Raw genomic sequence first — 16,071 nt, forward strand, 5'->3', positions numbered from 1 at the left:
TCTAAGGGTACAGTAGTTTCTTTCCAGTGGAGTAGGGCCTGGTGATAGTAAGCTATGGCGGTTTCGATATTTTCTCGTTTCTCCCCTTCTATCCTCTCTCTATAAGCATTTCCTAAGGCGTATTGGGTTGTGGCCCGTTGTTCAGGGTACTTATCCTCTGAAAAAATGTCTAGGAGTAGTTGAAAGGCATTGACTGCTATTTCTTTCGTTTTTCTCGCATTTCCTCGGGGAAATTGAACAACTAAACGGGCAAATTGATATATTAACTCTCCTACAGATTCATGTTCTTGTGGCTCTGTATTTGCTAGGACATTGTTAACTGAATCTTGTAATAGGGGTATGAGGGGAATATCTAGTAAGTCTAAATGAGAATTAAAAATATTATAAACAATTTCTGAGTCGCCATTACTATCATCGATGGCTTCAAATACTGTAACTAAAAACTCTCTGGCTGCTTCTGGGTTAAATTCTTGTTCTAAGATGTTACCTAATTGGGTTGCTAATTGTTCTAGAAATCTACCTTCGTTTTCCCGTCCTTGGGAGAGCATTTGTTCACTTACATAACCCATAATCTCAACCAAGCTTGGGTCAACTAATTCTCTATTGGCTTGTAAAATATTAATTTCTTCTCCTTGGGGACATTGGAGGAGTTGGGCGATTATTTCAATATATGCTTGTATTGTTTGGTCATCCATGGGGTGTAAAATGCGCGAAGGCGCGAATGAGTGAAAATTTTTAGCTCTTTATACTTGGTTTTGCGGCGCTAGGGAATACAAACGCCTGATTAATAATACACATTCATTATATAGGGTTTTTTAGTCTGCTGAGGTACACAGGTTAACAGTTTGTTGGGTTTCGTGCCTCAACCTACAGGCTACCTTCTTACTCATTACTCATTACTCATTACTCATTACTCATGTTTGTTGGGTTATCTCCCTGCCCCAACCTACAAATTATACTAATTCTCTATTGGCTTGTAAAATATTACCTTTTGTTGGGTTATCTCCCTGCCCTAACCTACAGGCTACAGGCTACCTTCTTACTCATTACTCATTACTCATTACTCATTACTCATGTTTGTTGGGTTATCTCCCTGCCCCAACCTACGAATTAATTGATATAAGCTTGTAGGTTGGGTTAAACAAAGTGCAACCCAACAGTCACAAGAATTAGGAATTCGGAATTACATTAGCCTTAAGTAGCTGTTTTAATGAGGACTAATTTTACATTCTTTTAGGCGTTTAAACATTAGTTTCCAGCCTGCACTAGCAAAACGAGCTGACCAATATCTTGAAAAAGTAAGGGGAATTAGCCAGGTTAAAGGCAAATGACCTTCAGGCGCATCTAAACTAAAGTTAATATTTTCTATTTTAATCCATTGATTATTTGTTTGCCATCCTACTTTTTCTGCTAGAAGCTTATAATCTTGATTGCAGTTTAAATAAAAACTATTGATAACAGTAAAACCAAATTTATTATTACTATATTTTATCCAAAGATTATTAATTAAGTTTAAATGTTTACAAGGAAAAATATTTAAATCTTCTTCTGTGATTAAAATATCTCTTCTTATATTTGCTCCAGTAATTATTAACATGATTGTTCTTGTTTCTTGATCTGCTTTTTGCCAATTTTGCTCTCTCAAGCTTTTTTGTAATTGTAAATAGTTTTGTTGAATTTTTAAAATCATTTTTTGTTCCTTATTTTTTGTATTCCAAGCATTGCCTATTCCCTAATTCTTTAACCTTTGTAGCTCAGGAGAGCACCAGAAGGGCGCAAGAGCACCACAAGGGCGCAAGTATGTGCGCCCCTACTCAGGGCAATCAAAATTTTAATCTAACGACGAAATTAACAAAGATTATGAGCCCGAATTAATTAATATAAGTTAAAAAAATTAGCCAGAAAGCCAAACAACCCTCCAGCAATTACTAACCAAGCAGAATTAATCTTAAAACGGAAAACCGCCACAATCGCCACTAGCATAACTACCACAGTCATAACATCTACTAAGGCAGATTGGGCCAAAGTGAGAGTAACTACCACCATTAATCCCAAAGAAGCCGCATTGACACCATCTAAAAAACCACTAAACCAAGGAGAGTTACGCAAACGTGGCACCCAGGGATTAATAATTAACACTAGTAAAAAAGCTGGGAGAAAAATACCTACAGTAGCAGCAATAGCTCCCAAATTACCCCCAATTAAATACCCCACAAAGGTAGCTGTAGTAAAAATGGGGCCTGGTGTAAATTGCCCAATGGCGATCGCATCTAGTAACTGTTGTGATGTTAACCATTGATAATTTTCTACCAAATCTCTCTGTAAAAAAGCAAGCAATACATACCCACTTCCATACAATACTGAACCAACTTTGAGAAAAAATAGAAAGACTTTAACTACACTCACATTAGCCACAGTAGTTGTAGAAGAAGTCATCTGTGCAGAAATTCCCATCATTGGCACAACCCAACTACCGATACTTCCCGGATTACCACGGCGCCAATTCTTATACAGCATGACGCCAATACCAGCTAAAACTAGTAGAATGATTTCATTGAATTGTAAAAAAGAGAATATAGTAACTACCACAGCAGCAATAATCGTAGGTACATCTTTAATAGCTTTGCGTCCTAATTTCCATAAAGCTTGCAGAATAATAGCAATAATTACGGGTTTAATGCCGTAGAGTAACCAACCTAACTCCGGTAAACTTTGGAAACGAGCATAAACTGCCGCCAATAACCAAACCATCACCATAGCTGGTAAAATAAAACAAAAACCAGCTAAAAATAAACCGCGCCACCCTCCCCATTCATAACCAATATGAATAACTAATTCTGTAGAGTTAGGACCGGGAATTAAATTAGTAACCCCGATTAAATCTAGTAATTTTTCTCTAGTTAACCAACCACGACGCTTAACTACTTCATCGTCAACTATGGCTACATGGGCCGCAGGACCACCAAAAGCAATAAATCCTAAGCGAAGAAATACTCTAGCTAGTTCTTGTAATCTTTGTTTTTGTTGCTCTTTATCAAGAAGGCTAAAAGCAATAGTTTCTTTATCCCCAGAAGGTTGGGAAGAATCAGGAATAGTCATAATGTTTTTTTGCTTATTATAATAAGCTAAGACGCATTGAAACGGTATTGTCAAGTTAACTCTTAGTATACAATTATTGCCTATTTATTAATAAATATGGTATGAAGGAACAGGGAAAGTCTACCAAGACGAGAAACGGGAAGTAATAAAAATGTAGCGTATGAGTATGAGAATTGCTATAATAGTCTTTTATTTAAGAGAATCGCTAGTATTTGACATATAATAAGCTAGGAGATATTTATGAATATTGAGACAGAAATCTGGCAAACAGTTGCAGAAATGCCAGAATCTCTCAAACAAGAACTTCTTCACTATGCTAAGTATCTGATGGAAAACTACTCGAAAGATTTTTTACAGGAACAGGATACTACTAAGAAACGTCGTTCTGGTATTTTAAAAGGGACGTTTGTTTTGCCATTACCTGATGATTTTGATGAACCATTAGAAGATTTTAAGGAATACATGGAATGAGCTTGTAGGTTGGGTTAAACGAAGTGCAACCCAACAGTCAAAGTAAACGGCGATATGATTCATGTTTGTTGGGTTATCTCCCTGCCCAACCTACAGGCTACAGGCTACCTTCAAAACTCATTACTTCAAGACTCATTACTCATTACTCATGTTTGTTGGGTTTCGTTCCAAGGGCCCAACCTACTAATTAATTAATATATAGCATTTTTCGGACTCATAAGGTTGTACCTAACTCCTGCCTCCTGCCTCGGTGCCTCCTGCCTCAAAAGAATAACCTTTGTACCTCACCAGTATGAGAATTGCTATATTACTCATTACTTCAAGACTCATTACTCATTACTCATGTTTGTTGGGTTTCGTTCCAAGGGCCCAACCTACTAATTAATTAATATATAGCATTTTTCGGACTCATAAGGTTGTACCTAACTCCTGCCTCCTGCCTCGGTGCCTCTCTTGCCTCAAAAGAATAACCTTTGTACCTCACAAGTATGAGAATTGCTATATTACTCATTACTTATTACTCATTACTTCAAGACTCAAAAGGGCGATCGCCTCAACTAAAATCTGGCCTATCAGTTGTACAATAAAATAGCATTATCCAATACTTAGCTAAAATCTAGCTTGTAGGTTGGGTTAAACGAAGTGCAACCCAACAGTCAAAGTAAATGGCGATATGATTCATGTTTGTTGGGTTATCTCCCTGCCCCAACCTACAGGCTACAGGCTACCTTCAAAACTCATTACTCATTACTCATTACTCATTACTCATTATGTTGGGTTTCGTTCCAAGGGCCCAACCTACTAATTAATTAATATATAGCATTTTTCGGACTCATAAGGTTGTACCTAACTCCTGCCTCCTGCCTCGGTGCCTCTCTTGCCTCAAAAGAATAACCTTTGTACCTCACAAGTATGAGAATTGCTATATTACTCATTACTTATTACTCATTACTTCAAGACTCAAAAGGGCGATCGCCTCAACTAAAATCTGGCCTATCAGTTGTACAATAAAATAGCATTATCCAATACTTAGCTAAAATCTAGCAGACCATGCAAACTCTAGACAAGCCCAATCAACCTTTAAACTCAGACCAGTTACTCGACACTACCATTCATAGACGTAAAACTCGCCCAGTTAAGGTAGGAGATGTTACCATCGGTGGTGGACATCCAGTGGTAGTCCAATCAATGATTAATGAAGATACCCTGGATATAGATGGTTCCGTAGCCGCCATTCGCCGCCTCCATGAAATTGGTTGTGAAATCGTCCGGGTAACAGTACCTAGTTTAGCCCATGCCAAAGCCTTAGAAGAAATCAAAGCCAAACTAGCGGCAACTTATCAAAGAGTCCCCCTAGTGGCTGATGTTCACCATAACGGCATGAAAATTGCTTTAGAAGTAGCTAAACACGTAGACAAAGTAAGAATTAACCCCGGTTTATACGTTTTTGAAAAACCTAAATCAGACCGTACAGAATATACAGAAGCAGAATTTACTCAAATTGGGGAACAAATCAAAAAAACCTTAGAACCCTTAGTATTATCTCTCAAAGAACAAAACAAAGCCATGCGTATTGGTGTCAATCATGGTTCTTTGGCCGAGAGAATGCTATTCACCTACGGAGATACTCCAGAAGGGATGGTAGAATCTGCATTAGAATTTATTAGAATTTGCCAATCTCTAGATTTTCACAATATTGTTATATCTCTAAAAGCTTCTCGGGTGCCAGTCATGTTAGCCGCCTATCGTCTCATGGCTAAACGGATGGATGAGTTAGGTATGGACTATCCTCTACATTTAGGTGTAACTGAAGCAGGAGATGGAGAATATGGTCGCATTAAATCTACAGCAGGAATTGCTACCCTCTTAGCAGAAGGAATTGGTGATACTATTCGGGTATCTTTAACAGAATCACCAGAAAAAGAAATTCCTGTTTGCTATAGTATTCTTCAAGCATTGGGATTGCGCAAAACCATGGTTGAATATGTTGCTTGTCCTTCCTGTGGTCGTACTCTATTTAACTTAGAAGATGTTTTACACGAAGTTAGAGAAGCTACTAAACATTTAACCGGGTTAGATATTGCCGTCATGGGTTGTATTGTCAATGGACCAGGAGAAATGGCCGATGCCGACTACGGTTATGTAGGGAAACAACCAGGCTATATATCTCTATACCGTGGTAGAGAAGAAATTAAAAAAGTACCCGAAACCGAAGGAGTAAAAGAGTTAATTAATTTAATTAAAGCTGACGGTCGCTGGGTGGAACCCTAGTTTTATTGATCAAAAAACGGTCTTTTGATAGATAATTTCCCCAAAATTTCATTTTTGGGGATTTTCAATAAAAAATTAAAAATTGTTTTATAATCTAACTAATATGTCAGGACATATTAGGGACAAATATAAACAGAGTAGTCAGACTATGAACACTATTACAGGTAACGGAAGTAAAAAAACAAAAAAGATTGAGATAAGAGCTAGTCAAAAGCAAAAAGAGTTATTGAAAGCAAAGGCAGAGAGTTTAGGATTAAGTCTTAGTCAATATGTTCTATCGACAGCTTTAAAAGATGCGACTAGTGTTGAACAAGAAATTGTATCTGAAAAAGATTGGCGTCTACTATTAGACACCATAGAAAAACCTCCAGAACCTAATGAACAACTTAAATCAGCATTTAGCAAATTTATGAAGGAATACGAAGAATAGATTGTCTAGCCAATGGATTGTCTCTGTTTTAGACAAAAAACACCAGAAAAGTAATTTTGATTGTGGTGAAAATTACCCGGATCTGAATCAATATATTAAAGAGTATGCCAAACAGAATCAAAGAAAAGGGACTACACAGGTTTATGTTGTAGTTCCTAAGGATAGAAGTAATCTCATAGCTGGTTACTATACCTTAGGAATGTCAGAAATTCAGTGTAATTCTCTGCCATCGTCAAAAGGACTACCGAAGAAAATACCAGCTATGCTTATTGGCAGACTCGCTGTTGATAAAAATTATCAAGGTTTAGGGCTAGGAAAATTAATGCTAATGAAAGCTTTTAGTCAAGCTTTGGAACTTTCTAAGGTAATTGGGATTTATGCGATAAGGGTAGATGCTTCTGATGAACAATCAAAAAACTTTTATTTAAAATATGGTTTTATTCCTTACCAAGATCAACCTTTATCACTTTTTATACCTCTAAAAACTATTTCGCACATATTGCTGTAATATTACATTATCTAAAAAAATAAGTAGATATTCACAAGACAAGACTAGTAACCACATAGTAGAATAAGGAAACACTGTACTTACTAACTAAATAGAACAGTCAAAAACAAAGTAAACATGGAAATATCAGAGTTAAAAAGAGAACTAGAAACAACCTATTCGCGCCTGGGGAAAACCCAGGAATATCTTTGACATACCGACACTGAAAGCAAAAATCAAAGATTTAGAATATACAGCATCACAACCAGAATTTTGGGATAGTCCAGAAACAGCACAAGTAACTCTTTCTGAATTAAATGAGTTGAAAAATAGCTTGGAAACCTACAAAGAATGGGAAAGCAAAGTGGCAGATGCCCAAGCGATCGCCGAACTGTTAGAATTAGAAACAGATCCTAGTCTACAATCAGAAGCGGCCGACATTCTCAATAATATTCAAAAAGAATTAGACCGCTGGGAATTACGAAGACTCCTTTCGGGAGAATACGACAGCAAAGGGGCTATTCTGACCATCAATGCTGGTGCAGGGGGCACAGATGCCCAAGATTGGGGAGAAATACTCTTACGAATGTACACCCGGTGGGGACAAAAACAAGGCTATAAAGTAGAATTAACAGAAATATCCGAAGGAGACGAAGCGGGAATAAAATCAGCAACCCTAGAAATAACCGGAAAATACGCCTACGGCTATCTCAAAGGAGAAAAAGGCACCCATAGATTAGTACGCATTTCCCCCTACAACGCCAACGGCAAAAGACAAACTAGCTTCGCTGGAGTAGAAGTAATGCCAGCTTTAAGCTTAGATGAGGTGAATGTAGAAATCCCAGAAAAAGATCTAGAAGTAACCACCTCTCGCGCCGGAGGAAAAGGTGGTCAAAATGTTAACAAAGTAGAAACAGCAGTAAGAATGGTGCATATACCTACAGGGATAGCTGTTCGTTGTACTCAAGAACGCTCTCAACTACAAAACAAAGAAAAAGCTTTAGCATTACTGAAAGCTAAACTATTAATAATAGCACAAGAACAAAGAATCAAAGAAATAGCCGAAATTAGAGGAGATATGGTAGAAGCAGCTTGGGGTAACCAAATCCGCAACTACGTTTTCCATCCCTATCAAATGGTTAAAGATTTACGCACAAACGAAGAAACAACCGCCGTAGATGATGTACTAGATGGCAACTTAGATGCTTTTATTGAAGCATATCTCAAAAGTATTTAACTCAGACCCTCGCATCTTTATCACTCATTTACTTGTGGATGAATTGAAAATTCAAACAAGATAATTTCTCCTGCTATACTTACAAAGGAAAAATGTTATGATGACAAATGTATCTACCAAAAATCAGGCAAAGGAAAATAGCTAAAATTGCCAGATTGTTTAGAGAATTTATTAGGAAGATATTATGATTAGTCGCCGTCGTTCTACACCTTGGATATATCGAAACTCTCGCTTGTTAATAGGTGCGATCGCTATTTTAGGAGCTATTATTACTGCCTATCTTACCATAGTTAAACTACAAAATGGTGAGGTAGGTTGTATAGCAGGTAGCGAAGCCTCCACCTCTAGCTGTAACGATGTCTTAAATAGTCGCTATGGAGAAGTATTTGGTCTTCCCCTGAGTCTCTTCGGTTTTCTTGCTTACACATCTATGGCGGGTTTTTCCCTGATACCTTTGTTGATGAACTCAGAAACCAGTAAGACTCTTAAAAAAGACGTAGATAATTTAACATGGTTGTGTCTTCTCATCGGCGCTACTGCCATGGCCGTCTTTAGTGGCTACTTAATGTATGTACTCTTCACCGAATTAAAAGTACCTTGTCTTTACTGTATAACCTCAGCAATATTTTCTCTATCTTTATTAACCTTAACTATTGTTGGTCGCGATTGGGAAGATGTTGGTCAAATCTGGTTTACAGGTATAATTGTTGCTATAATCACCATAATTGCTACTCTAGTTGTTTTTGCTCAACCCGCTCAAATAACGGCCTTACCTAACGAAAATGGTCAGATTCCTATACCTAGAGCAACTTCTCAACCTAAACCCCCGTTAGGATGGGAAATTACTACTACTTCAGGTCCCTCAGAAATTGCCTTGGCAGAACATCTTAATAGTATAGGTGCTAAAAAATATGGTGCTTTTTGGTGTCCTCACTGTTACGAACAAAAGCAACTATTCGGTAAAGAAGCTTTTGCCAAAATTAACTACATTGAATGTGCCGAAGGAGGTAAAAATCCTCAAATTCAAGCCTGTACATCTGCACAAATACAATCTTACCCCAGTTGGGAAATTAACGGTGAAATCTATCGAGGTACTCAAACTTTAGAAAGATTAGCCGAAATTTCTAATTACGAAGGTCCTCAGGATTTCCAATATGCTCTAAATTGATATATAGCAGTGGCCTTTACTATTAGGACAATTAAAGCTTGTATATTCAGTATTCCCAGATTCGGTGCCCCCTCAAAGAATCTATCCTTTATAAGGAACTCTAAAACCCTTGTATAGCTCCGGGAGAGGGGGAGCAGGGGAGCTCCGGGAGAGGGGGAGAAATTTTAAGTAAAATTACTTAATTTGCTGATTAAATGTATATTTTTATACATTATTTTCAAGAGATAAAATCTAAACAAGCACTGCACCACATGCAAGATCTAAACTCCTGACTAAGGTTGCTATCGCCACTAAATCCATAAGAAATTAGCACTTTCAGGGAGATAGGCGAAACGCTTATTGAGTAAGGATTGTAAAAAGTGCAAGTTAACAGTTAAGGGAAGCGGAAACTTTATTCCTTGCTATAGACTTGTTGCAATGGTCAAACTCTATTTAAATAGATAAAAACGTTGCATAAGGTTCTACTCTTTGTCCACTATGACTTCTAGATTTATTCAGCAAGCCCTATTTAAACCTCGTTTTTAGCATAACTTAGTTTGTCGAACCATATTTTTATGAGCGCAAAAACTTATATATTTCATATTGCCCACATTTCAGATTGGAATCTAGCTACAAACAATAATAGTTTTTATAAGTGTTCTTCTTTAGAAAGTGTTAAATTTATTCACGCCTCGAAAATTACTCAACTTAATTTTGTTTTAAATAAGTTCTATGAGAATAATCAAGATATCATTCTTTTAAAGATTGATACTCAAAAACTTATATCTGACATAAGATGGGAGAGTTCTGAGAAGGATATTGATCCTTTTCCCCATATTTATGGACCAATTAATGTAGATTCAGTTGTAGAAACAGTTGAATCTGACAAGATTAGAAATTATCTCAAATATTTGGAATAACCAATTCTCCTAATGAAGAGCGAAAATGACCCACAGATATCAACTCAGACCCTCGCATCTTTACCCAAAGTTACTGGTTGTGTTTGAGTAATGAGTAAGGAGTAAGGAGTAATGAGTAATTATTTGAGTCTTGAAGTCTTGAAGTCTTGAAGTAAGAAGTAAGAAGTCTTGAAGTTTTGAAGTTTTGAAGTAATGAGTTAAAGAATTAATGCGATCGCGCTTAAAAATTGGTATACCTTTGCCAGATCTTAGGCTAAAGAGAAATAAACTTTTTCTGAGGTTAATTTAGTACATAAGTACTGGTGATTTGATATTGAAATATTATAGTAATATATACTCAGTGTTTAAAATACATAATTATTCCAACTTATCAACAATAGTAATAATCCCAGGGCAAATGTCTTGATTTGACCTATTTATATTTACTTATTATTAAATTTAACTTTTCTTATAGCAATCTCCAAAAAGCCTGGGGGTGCAATAAACTTACTCAAAATTGCCAGCGAAAGCGGAGAGCGCCTTAGAGGCTGTTTTGTGGTCAATAATCTTGAGTTATTGGGAGGCGCTCTCCGCCACTTCATAAGTTATTTGTGACCCCAAACCATTAACTGGTAAAGGCTGGCAATTTTGAGCAGGTAATCTCAGAGCGGTAGATTTTCTGTTTTTTGTTCCTTAACTCATATCTTGGACCAGAACAAAAGTACTAAATAGGCCAACAGGCGAGAATCAATTTTTAAGGGGTTAGGATTAATTCTTTAACTCATTACTTATTACTCATTACTCATTACTCAACCCCCACCAGTAAATGAGTGATAAAGATGCAAGATCTGAGTTAATGGGTTTTTATGTAAATCATCATAGTGAAAATGCTATGTATGTTTAATTAATTAAGCATATTTTAATTTTTGCTTCATAGTTTCTTACTTTTTATAGATGTCTATCTTTCAAAATTAGGTCAAGGAAGAGAAAATATTGAGATTATTGCCAAAAAAAATTTTTTCTTTAAAGTATTGCAAAATTTTTGAAATTGAATTACAATAGAATTATTGTTTAAAGTGTGTTTTTTTTTGAGGAACAAACAATGAGAACTATGAACCGTACCTCCACTACCGAGATGGAAGTAACTAGCATTCGGCTAGAAAGACAACTTAAAGATAAACTGAAAAAACTATCGGGAAATCAAGGTTATCAAGCTCTAATTCGTGATATTCTCTGGAATTACGTACAGCAAAAATCTGGTGACTATCGTCCTAAATTTTCTAAAGCTGATATTCGCGCAACAATTCCTTCAACAGCAGCTAAAGATGAAAGCTGTGTTTTCACAGGAAAGTTGATTCCCGAAAATGAACAAATGTTGTTAGGTCTGACAACCTATGGAGATTTAGTACCTATTAGCATAGATGGTTTTCCCTCCGAGTAACTAAATTTGATCATTTTTTGAAGATAGCTTTTCAAGCCATCAAAAATGAGTTGTTAAAGCTTGAGGATTAGGTCATAAGTTATATATGACCTAATCTTAAAAGTATTTAATCATCTATTGTAAGAAAAATAGCGATAAAACTAGCACATATTTTTTGGGAAAAATAAACAAGGGAGTAAATAGCTATTCCTGGCTTTGGTGGTGTTGGGCTACTAATTGGGAAATTTGAGGGTTATAAATCCGCAAATAGTTCCAATAATTACCAAACACTGACTTGACATAGCCTTCTGTCTCAGGAAAAGGAATATTTTCTACAAAAACGTCTAAATCAGTTAAAGAATATCTCTTGGTCCACTTATTAACATTACCTGGTCCTGCATTATAACTAGCTACAGCAAATAAAGAATTGTTTTTATATTGTTTATGAGTATGATCTAAATACCAAGTTCCTAGAGTAATATTGTCTTCTGGATTAAGCAAAGAATAGTCAGATTTAATATCAAGAATGTCAGCAATCCATTCTCCTGTAGTAGGCATAACTTGCATCAAACCAGTTGCACCTACGGGAGAACGCGCATCCACCTCAAAAGTGGATTCTTGGCGAATCAGAGAGATGACTAATAATGGATTCAAATCTCTAGTATTTGACCAATCTAAGATAGTTTCGTAGTAAGGAAAAGGAAATAAAGCTTGCCAGTAAGCATCTGTCTGGCGCAATTGACGCCATTCTAATCTTTCTCTTTCTTCTTCTCTTAACTTGAGACTCCAAATTAAGTTGACCGCTTGACGATATTCTCCCTGGTGGAGTTTAAGTAACCCTTCAGTAAATTGTTCAGCAACGCTGAAGTTTTGGCGATCTCCCAGTTCAAACTCAAATAAGTATATAGCATCAGTATCTTGGTTTAATAAAAACAGTTCAGCAAAAGTTTTAGAACCCCCTGGAGGTATAGGACGAGTTGTCGGCATTGTAACTTCAGGGTGTAAATTACGCACACTATCAAAATCTCCCACATTCCAACCAAGAAAAACCGCTGAACGCCAAGCATAGTACGATTGCCAATTATAAGTTAAAACGTGCTCAAAAGCAGCCTGTGCTGTATCTTTGTCTCCCACATCCATTGCCCACTTACCAGCCCAAAAGAGAGCCTCGGGACTAATATCGTTAGAAGAGGGAATCTCTATCAAAGGTTGGAGAGTGGCTATTGCCTCTCGTTTATTTCCCTTCTGAGCCAATCTTTGAGCCTTATTCCAGCGATATTCTGCCGCCGCCTCTGAATCACCATATTCTTCTAATAATCTTTTACGTGCTGCCTCTGCTGACTGATGGGAATTAAGATAATCTAAAATAATAGCCTTACGATAGAGAGCTGTTGCTGCTTGTTGGGGAAAATCTTTAATCAGTAAGTCGAGATAAAATAGAGATGCCTTCGCCTCGGACAAACTTGCTAGGTGCTCTAAAGCTAAAGCTGTTTCTTGAGCATCAGGAAACTCAATAATTACTTTTTTGTACCATTGTCTAGCATCTCTAATATTACCATTAAGGTGTAACCCTCTAGCCGTGCGGTAGATACTGCGAGGATCCATCTGCCCATACCGATAGGCATCTGCCGCTTTACGATATTCCCCATTTTGCCAATAACCTGCCCCAATAGTTTGCCAATCTGATGAGGTTAGTTTATCGTTGTACTCTGTAACTAAACGATCTCTAATCTGATTAGTACTATAACTATAGTCGTACTTAACTAATAGTAACAGCAAATCAAATTGTTCTGGATTTTTCTCTAAACGCTCCCTCGCAATTTGCTGGGTAAGAGGATGCTGGGGAAATTTACTAATCATCTGGTCATGATATATTGAATCATAAGTACCCAGTTTATACAAAGCTTGAGCGGCAGCGGCCGTATCAGGGTAAGTGGAAATCAATTTTTCCCAAGTTTTACGAGCTTTTTCTACTTCGTTAGTTAACTCATAAGCTCTACCTCTTTTGAGGAGAATATAGGGAGCAAGCAAGGGGTAATTTTTTTCTAATCTCCTTAATAATACTAAAGCTTGACCCCCTTCGTATTTAGCAATTAAATCATCAGCTAATAAATAACGGGCACGATGTCTTTCTAAACCATATTCACCATCGGCAATTTTTCTCAATTGACTTTCTCTTGCCTCCGGTGTTTCTAAAGCTAGAGAGAAAATTTGAGAATCAGTGTTAGAGTCTAGGGGTTTATTTGGCGATCGCCACCCCCAGCGATAGAGATATTCTTCTCCTATTTCCAAAGCTTGTTCACTAATATCCCTACCACGAGGATTCAAGCTCAAATAGCTCCCTATTCCTATTAAACCAAAAGCTAGGAAGACTAATAAAAAGAGATAGGGTTTTTTTGTATCTCTTTTGTTAATTACTTTTTCTTTAATCATTTTCTCCGATTCGGATGGCCTTTACTTCAGATTTTATAACAATGGGTAACTTAAGTATTTACATGGTCAATTTTGTTTTGAGCTTCTGATTGACGTTTCGGCTCTATATAGAGATTTTTTAACATTACTGCTGCTCCTGCCACCCATGGTGGTACAATCAAGGCTCCTAAAATCCCTAATACTTGTACTCCTCCCAATACAGCCAATAGTTGATATAGAGGTGATACTTTTACTGAAGAGCCGACTAAAAGGGGGTCTAGTACATAGGTTTCTACATTTTGAATGATCACGTATAATAATAGCACCCAAAAAAAAGTCCAACCTCCTTGAGCTACAGCGACAATTAGAGCGGGTATTGCCCCTAACACTGGACCAAAAAAGGGAATCAAATTAGTAAAACCAGCAATCACTCCCAAAGCCAGGGCAAATTCGGCGATGCCGATTAAACTTAAGCCCAAACTTACAAATACACCAAGAATTGATGAAACTAATAATCTTCCTTGGATATAGCCTCCCATTCTTTCGCTAACGGGTATAACTTGAGCTTTTAAACGATCTTCCCAAGGTTGAGGAAAAATACTTACTAGTCCATTGATCAGACTTTCTGACCCTGAGAGCATATAACCAGATAAGACTAAAGCTAAAATCAAGTTAAAAGCACCACCTAAAAGACCTCTGGTCACTACCAGAGAACGAAACAATAACTGCTGACTAGAACGAAAAGCCCAAGAAGTCAAAGCCTGAATATCAAAAAGTTGATTGAGGCGATCTAAGACTTCTGGTTGAGTTATGCCAAAGCGCAAAATTAAATCCTCAGCTAAATTAGAGAGAATCTCCAAATAAATAGGTAACTTTTGAAATAAGCGTTCAATTTGAGTAAATACAGTAGGACCTATTAACAGACCAAAACCAGTGAGAATCCCAAATAAGCCCAAATAAACTAGGATTACCCCTAGCCAACGGGGGATATTTAACTTTTCAGCACCACTAACTAAAGGTGCTAAAGTAGAGGCTATAACTACTGAAATCATTAAAATTACAATAAAGCTTCTCAATTGCCATAATAAAACCATAACTAGGAAACCTGCGGCAATTAGTAGGAGAGTAGAAATAGAGATCTTGATTGAACGTTCAGACATAAAACCACCAAAATAATGTTATACTAGTAAAGTTGTTTAAAATCGCACATCCCAAGAATTCGGGTGTTTCTCACAAGAAATTCCAGTGGATGGAGGCTAAACCCGAAATAGGAGTTTAAAATCATGTCAGTTGTTTCCCTTGCAGAACTTTTAGAATCAGGAGTTCACTTCGGTCACCAAACTCGTCGTTGGTGTCCAAAAATGTCCAAATACATTTACACAGCGCGTAATGGTGTACATATTATAGACCTAGTCCAGACCGCACAACTAATGGAAGAAGCTTATAGCTATCTTCGTGAAGCTTCTGGGGAAGGGAAAAAAATACTTTTTGTTGGTACTAAGCGTCAAGCTGCTAACATCATCGCCGATCAAGCTAAGCGTTGTAAAGGCTATTATGTCAATCAACGTTGGCTAGGTGGAATGCTTACCAACTGGGAAACCATTAAAAACCGCATAGAAAGACTCAAGGAATTAGAAGAGCTTAATGATAGCGGTGCTTTAGATAAGCGCCCTAAAAAAGAAGCGGCTTCTTTACGTCGAGAATTAGAAAAGTTAGAAAAATATCTCGGCGGGTTAAAAACTATGCGTCGTGTTCCTGATATAGTAGTCATTGTTGATATTCGTCGTGAGCATAATGCTATTTTAGAATGTCAAAAGTTAAAAATACCTGTAGTGGGATTAATTGATACTAATTGTGATCCTAGCTTAGTTGATATCCCTATTCCCGCCAATGATGATGCCATCCGCTCAATCAAGTTAATTGTAGGGAAATTATCAGATGCAATCCAAGAAGGACGCGGTGGCGTTACTGGTGATAGCATGATTGATTATGAAGAAGATATCAATGAAAGCTTCGATGATGAAGAGATTGAAGAATCTGACTATCAATCAGAGGAAGATACTGATGATGCTGACGACTATGATGATGAATCAGCAGAAGAGTTTTCAGAAAACGACGATGATGATAGTGAAGAATAGCCAGATTGTCAACATCCCACCACTATAATCGGAGTACCGATGATAGTGGGGGCTTGCAAA

13 protein-coding genes and 1 pseudogene are annotated in these 16,071 nt (G+C 37.1%); 9 read left to right on the forward strand and 5 right to left on the reverse strand.

Going from position 1 to position 16,071, the window contains the following annotated elements:
- The 3 genes and pseudogenes from MW688_RS12880 to MW688_RS12890 all read right to left on the reverse strand — a co-directional run.
- A pseudogene (locus MW688_RS12880) lies at positions 1 to 695 on the reverse strand (hypothetical protein); the annotation flags it as partial.
- Between the two features lie 512 nt (positions 696 to 1,207).
- Positions 1,208 to 1,690: a GUN4 domain-containing protein gene (locus MW688_RS12885; protein WP_486736412.1), complete on the reverse strand. Its 483-nt coding sequence runs from the start codon at positions 1,688 to 1,690 to the stop codon at positions 1,208 to 1,210.
- 185 nt (positions 1,691 to 1,875) lie between these two features.
- On the reverse strand, positions 1,876 to 3,099 hold the full coding sequence (locus tag MW688_RS12890) for a chromate transporter (RefSeq protein WP_486736413.1): 1,224 nt from the start codon (positions 3,097 to 3,099) through the stop codon (positions 1,876 to 1,878).
- A 240-nt stretch (positions 3,100 to 3,339) separates the two neighbouring features.
- On the opposite strand from MW688_RS12890, the gene vapB reads away from it, so the two are divergent.
- From vapB to MW688_RS12930, 8 genes are all read left to right on the forward strand, one after another.
- Positions 3,340 to 3,570, forward strand: coding sequence for a type II toxin-antitoxin system VapB family antitoxin (gene vapB, locus MW688_RS12895; RefSeq protein WP_486736414.1), 231 nt, complete (start codon positions 3,340 to 3,342; stop codon positions 3,568 to 3,570).
- A gap of 1,050 nt (positions 3,571 to 4,620) precedes the next feature.
- Positions 4,621 to 5,841 (forward strand): (E)-4-hydroxy-3-methylbut-2-enyl-diphosphate synthase, encoded by a 1,221-nt coding sequence (ispG, locus tag MW688_RS12900; protein ID WP_486736415.1) that lies wholly within the window; start codon positions 4,621 to 4,623, stop codon positions 5,839 to 5,841.
- Between the two features lie 148 nt (positions 5,842 to 5,989).
- Positions 5,990 to 6,271, forward strand: coding sequence for a type II toxin-antitoxin system TacA family antitoxin (locus MW688_RS12905; protein ID WP_486736416.1), 282 nt, complete (start codon positions 5,990 to 5,992; stop codon positions 6,269 to 6,271).
- Position 6,272: 1 nt separating this feature from the next.
- On the forward strand, positions 6,273 to 6,779 hold the full coding sequence (locus MW688_RS12910; protein ID WP_486736417.1) for a GNAT family N-acetyltransferase: 507 nt from the start codon (positions 6,273 to 6,275) through the stop codon (positions 6,777 to 6,779).
- 117 nt (positions 6,780 to 6,896) lie between these two features.
- Positions 6,897 to 7,995 (forward strand): peptide chain release factor 2 gene (gene prfB / locus MW688_RS12915; protein WP_486736418.1). Its coding sequence is split into 2 segments (ribosomal slippage): positions 6,897 to 6,968 and positions 6,970 to 7,995, totalling 1,098 coding nucleotides; the frame shifts between segments, so codons are not numbered across the junction.
- Positions 7,996 to 8,179: 184 nt separating this feature from the next.
- Positions 8,180 to 9,163 (forward strand): vitamin K epoxide reductase family protein, encoded by a 984-nt coding sequence (locus tag MW688_RS12920; protein ID WP_486736419.1) that lies wholly within the window; start codon positions 8,180 to 8,182, stop codon positions 9,161 to 9,163.
- 554 nt (positions 9,164 to 9,717) lie between these two features.
- Entirely contained in the window at positions 9,718 to 10,062 is a 345-nt protein-coding gene (locus MW688_RS12925) for a DUF952 domain-containing protein (protein ID WP_486736420.1), read from the forward strand.
- Between the two features lie 1,081 nt (positions 10,063 to 11,143).
- Positions 11,144 to 11,482 carry a hypothetical protein gene (locus MW688_RS12930; RefSeq protein WP_486736421.1) on the forward strand — a complete coding sequence of 113 codons (339 nt, stop codon included), beginning with the start codon at positions 11,144 to 11,146 and terminating at the stop codon, positions 11,480 to 11,482.
- Positions 11,483 to 11,665: 183 nt separating this feature from the next.
- Here the strand turns inward: MW688_RS12930 and MW688_RS12935 are convergent, their stop codons facing one another.
- A complete protein-coding gene (locus MW688_RS12935; protein WP_486736422.1) occupies positions 11,666 to 13,894 on the reverse strand; it encodes a lytic transglycosylase domain-containing protein in 2,229 nt (742 codons plus the stop codon).
- 50 nt (positions 13,895 to 13,944) lie between these two features.
- On the reverse strand, positions 13,945 to 15,033 hold the full coding sequence (locus tag MW688_RS12940; RefSeq protein ID WP_486736423.1) for an AI-2E family transporter: 1,089 nt from the start codon (positions 15,031 to 15,033) through the stop codon (positions 13,945 to 13,947).
- 123 nt (positions 15,034 to 15,156) lie between these two features.
- On the opposite strand from MW688_RS12940, the gene rpsB reads away from it, so the two are divergent.
- A complete protein-coding gene (rpsB, locus tag MW688_RS12945; protein ID WP_486736424.1) occupies positions 15,157 to 16,011 on the forward strand; it encodes a 30S ribosomal protein S2 in 855 nt (284 codons plus the stop codon).
- The last annotated feature ends 60 nt before the right edge of the window (positions 16,012 to 16,071 follow it).

It is taken from the genome of Johannesbaptistia floridana (assembly GCF_057440575.1).

Bases quoted from the DNA above. Each gene is read 5' to 3' on its own strand.
- rpsB (WP_486736424.1), top strand. From the start codon at position 15,157: ATGTCAGTTGTTTCCCTTGCAGAACTTTTAGAATCAGGAGTTCACTTC.
- MW688_RS12885 (WP_486736412.1), bottom strand. From the start codon at position 1,690: ATGATTTTAAAAATTCAACAAAACTATTTACAATTACAAAAAAGCTTG.
- vapB (WP_486736414.1), top strand. From the start codon at position 3,340: ATGAATATTGAGACAGAAATCTGGCAAACAGTTGCAGAAATGCCAGAA.
- MW688_RS12905 (WP_486736416.1), top strand. From the start codon at position 5,990: ATGAACACTATTACAGGTAACGGAAGTAAAAAAACAAAAAAGATTGAG.
- MW688_RS12935 (WP_486736422.1), bottom strand. From the start codon at position 13,894: ATGATTAAAGAAAAAGTAATTAACAAAAGAGATACAAAAAAACCCTAT.
- MW688_RS12890 (WP_486736413.1), bottom strand. From the start codon at position 3,099: ATGACTATTCCTGATTCTTCCCAACCTTCTGGGGATAAAGAAACTATT.
- MW688_RS12920 (WP_486736419.1), top strand. From the start codon at position 8,180: ATGATTAGTCGCCGTCGTTCTACACCTTGGATATATCGAAACTCTCGC.
- MW688_RS12925 (WP_486736420.1), top strand. From the start codon at position 9,718: ATGAGCGCAAAAACTTATATATTTCATATTGCCCACATTTCAGATTGG.
- MW688_RS12940 (WP_486736423.1), bottom strand. From the start codon at position 15,033: ATGTCTGAACGTTCAATCAAGATCTCTATTTCTACTCTCCTACTAATT.
- MW688_RS12930 (WP_486736421.1), top strand. From the start codon at position 11,144: ATGAGAACTATGAACCGTACCTCCACTACCGAGATGGAAGTAACTAGC.
- ispG (WP_486736415.1), top strand. From the start codon at position 4,621: ATGCAAACTCTAGACAAGCCCAATCAACCTTTAAACTCAGACCAGTTA.